Origin of the sequence: Dietzia sp. SLG310A2-38A2, from assembly GCF_014145095.1 — a bacterium.
Taxonomy (GTDB): Bacteria; Actinomycetota; Actinomycetes; order Mycobacteriales; family Mycobacteriaceae; genus Dietzia.
Genome location: NZ_JAALDX010000048.1, coordinates 1 through 2862, shown reverse-complemented (window position 1 = coordinate 2862; position 2862 = coordinate 1). Strand labels below are relative to the sequence as shown.

Annotated in this window: 2 protein-coding genes; one reads left to right on the top strand and one right to left on the bottom strand. The window is 70.8% G+C overall.

The window, feature by feature from the left end; translation table 11 throughout:
• Positions 1-194: 194 nt before the first annotated feature.
• Complete coding sequence (locus tag G6027_RS01780; RefSeq protein WP_182634855.1) at positions 195-1025, bottom strand: acyl-ACP thioesterase domain-containing protein; 831 nt, start codon at positions 1023-1025, stop codon at positions 195-197.
• Positions 1026-1190: 165 nt separating this feature from the next.
• Here G6027_RS01780 and G6027_RS01775 point away from each other — a divergent pair, with 165 nt between their 5' ends.
• The gene (locus G6027_RS01775; protein ID WP_182634853.1) at positions 1191-2756 is read left to right on the top strand and encodes an FMN-binding glutamate synthase family protein; all 1566 of its coding nucleotides are present in this window, start codon (positions 1191-1193) and stop codon (positions 2754-2756) included.
• The last annotated feature ends 106 nt before the right edge of the window (positions 2757-2862 follow it).

The following is a 2862-nucleotide window of genomic DNA, read 5'->3' as shown; positions in this document are numbered from 1 at the left end:
CGGAGGCGGGGTTCGCGGCCGCGGCCGCCCTCACCGAGCGGGAGCCGGACCTCGCCAGGTCGATGGCCAACGCGGGGGCGCTGTTGGAGGACGTGGCCGCCGACGTCGTCTCGCGCATCCTGCCCTGACGATCGTCGCTGCGCGTCCCCGACGTCCGTCGGCTCGCCTCACCCTTCCGCCGAGCTTCGGCTCGCCTAGCTCTCCCGCCGGTCGTCCGGCCCGCCCGTCACGGTCACGGTGGCCGCGACTCGGTCGTCCACCGACATCCACATCTGCAGCCGGTGTCCGGACCGCCTCCGCCGGATCGTCATGGACGACCCCGGGACCACGGGGTGCGAGTACTCGATCACGACACGGTGGCGCTGCCGCAGCAGGTCCTGGTGATCCATGAGTTCGTCCTCGACGGCGTCGAGGTAGGCCGCGTTGTTGACGTGCTGGAGCAGGTCGAAATCCGTGCTGCGCAGGACGTGGGGCCGGTCCTCCGGTAGTTCCGGTCCGGAGGACCCGGTGGGCAGGGGCGTGGTCATGGCGGCCCACCGCAGGCGATGGGTCTCCGTGGTGGCCGAGAGGGTGGCGAAGCCCTCGTCGCTGATGCGCGCGGGCACGCCGTGGGCATTGACGTTGATCCAGAACGCCTCGGTCTCCACCAGCCCGTCGGGTCGCGGTCCGGAATCGTCGGGGCCGGCCTGGTGCTCCGCCGTCAGCCTCACCCGCATGTCGGCCCAGCGCGTGGACAGACCCGAGCACCAGCGTTGGAGGTGGACGGTGGCCGGCCAGGTGATCGGCTCGATCACGTCGATCACGGTCCGACGCACGATCCAGTACGGGTCGGTCCGGGCGTGGCCGGTGGCCTCGAGATCGTCGCCCGCCACGTCCTGGAGGTACCGGGCGATGCTGTCCAGCCGCAACCGGCGCAGGGGATCGACCTCGCCCGTTCGCACCGTGCGGGAGGTGGAGTAGCCCGACTCGGCCGAGGGTGGAGGGGGAAGCGGTCGCAGTCCGTCATCCTGTACTGGGTCGTTCATCGGTGTGGTCCTCTCGCGTGTCCGGTCCGGGTGGGCGCGTTGTCGCCTTACGGTGTCCCGCAACAGTGCGGCCACTGTAGACGCACTCCCGCCGCGCAGCGGTCCCGGGCACGCCAGGCGACGGGTGGTCCATGATGGGGACACCGACAGACCCCGGAGGTCGACATGCGCAAGTGGCTCCTCGGCGCCCCCGTCGCCGCCCTGGCCGCCGTCGCGGCCTCGGACCTGCGACAGACCAGGTACCCGATCCTGCGGACCTTCCCCGTTCTCGGGCACGCACGGATGGCCCTGAGCTCCATCGGCCCCGAGCTGCGCCAGTACATCGTGGCGGGCAACAACGAGGAGCGGCCGTTCACCCGGGACCAACGTGCCTGGATCCACGAGTCGGCGGAGGGACGGGCCACCACGTTCGGGTTCGGCACGGACAACAACATCGAGTTCCTCGAGGGATACCCGATCGTCAAGCCGCGCACGTTCGCCGGGGTGACGGTGTCCGCCCACGCGCACTCCGCCGAGCAGCTCCAACTCCCACCGGCCAAGGTTCTCGGCGCCGCCCGCGGCCGGGCCCGTGCGTTCCGCCCCGAGTCCCTGGTGTCGATTTCCGGGATGAGCTACGGCGCGCTGTCGGCACCGGCTGTCGAGGCCCTCAACCGCGGAGCCGCTCTCGCGGGCGCTCTGCACAACACGGGCGAGGGTGGACTGAGCGCGTACCACCAGAAGGGCGGCGACTTGGTCTTCCAGATCGGCACCGCCTACTTCGGGGTCCGCGACGCCGAAGGCCGACTCGACATCGACGCGCTGGTCGCCCTCACCGAGAAGCACCCGATCAGGGCGATCGAGATCAAGCTCAGCCAGGGCGCCAAACCCGGACTGGGCGGTCTGCTGCCCGCGGCCAAGGTCACCGCGGAGATCGGGCGGATCCGCCGCATCCCCACCGACCGGGACTGCGCGAGCCCCTCCCGGCACACCGCCTTCCACGACGTCGATTCCATGCTCGACCTGGTGGAGGAGATCGCCGAGCGCACCGGCCTGCCGGTGGGCATCAAGTCCGCCGTCGGCGAGCTAGACTTCTGGGAGCAGCTGGCCTCCGCCATGGTGTCGCGGGAGCGCGGCGTCGACTTCATCACCATCGACGGCGGCGAGGGCGGTACTGGCGCCGCTCCGCTCGTCTTCACCGACGCGGTATCGCTGCCGTTCCGCCTGGGCTTCTCCCGCGTCTACCGGGTCTTCGCCGAAGCCGGACTCACCGACGACGTGGTGTTCGTGGGCTCGGGCAAGCTGGGCATCCCCGAGAACGCGGCGGTCGCATTCGCGCTCGGCGTGGACATGATCGCCGTCGGCCGCGAGGCCATGCTCTCCATCGGCTGCATCCAGGCCCAGAAGTGCCACACCGACCGCTGCCCCACCGGCGTGGCCACGCAGAACCCGTGGCTGGTCCGCGGAGTGGACCCCACGAACAAGGCCGTGCGGTGCGCGGCCTACATCCGGTCGCTGCGGCGCGACCTCGTCAAGATCTCCGGCGCCGTGGGCGTGCCCCACCCCTCACTGATCGGGCCCGAGGACGTGGAACTGGCCAACGGCACCCGCGACTCGACGACGCTCGCGGAGATATACGGATACCGGCAGGGATGGGGCATGCCCGGCCTGGCCGACATCCGCCGGATCACCGACCTCATGGCCGCCAGCGGCGCCGCCGAGCACACCGCCGCCTACACGCCCCCCGGGCTCTGACCCACCCTTCCCCGCTCCTCCTCGTCCCGCCACCCTTCAGCGTCATCCTCAAGAGCGTTCCGCGCACCTGCTACTCGTGCGATGTGTGCGGAACGCTCTTGACGAT

Excerpts from the sequence above, each read along its gene's own strand:
- G6027_RS01775 (WP_182634853.1), top strand. The coding sequence starts at position 1,191 with ATGCGCAAGTGGCTCCTCGGCGCCCCCGTCGCCGCCCTGGCCGCCGTC.
- G6027_RS01780 (WP_182634855.1), bottom strand. The coding sequence starts at position 1,025 with ATGAACGACCCAGTACAGGATGACGGACTGCGACCGCTTCCCCCTCCA.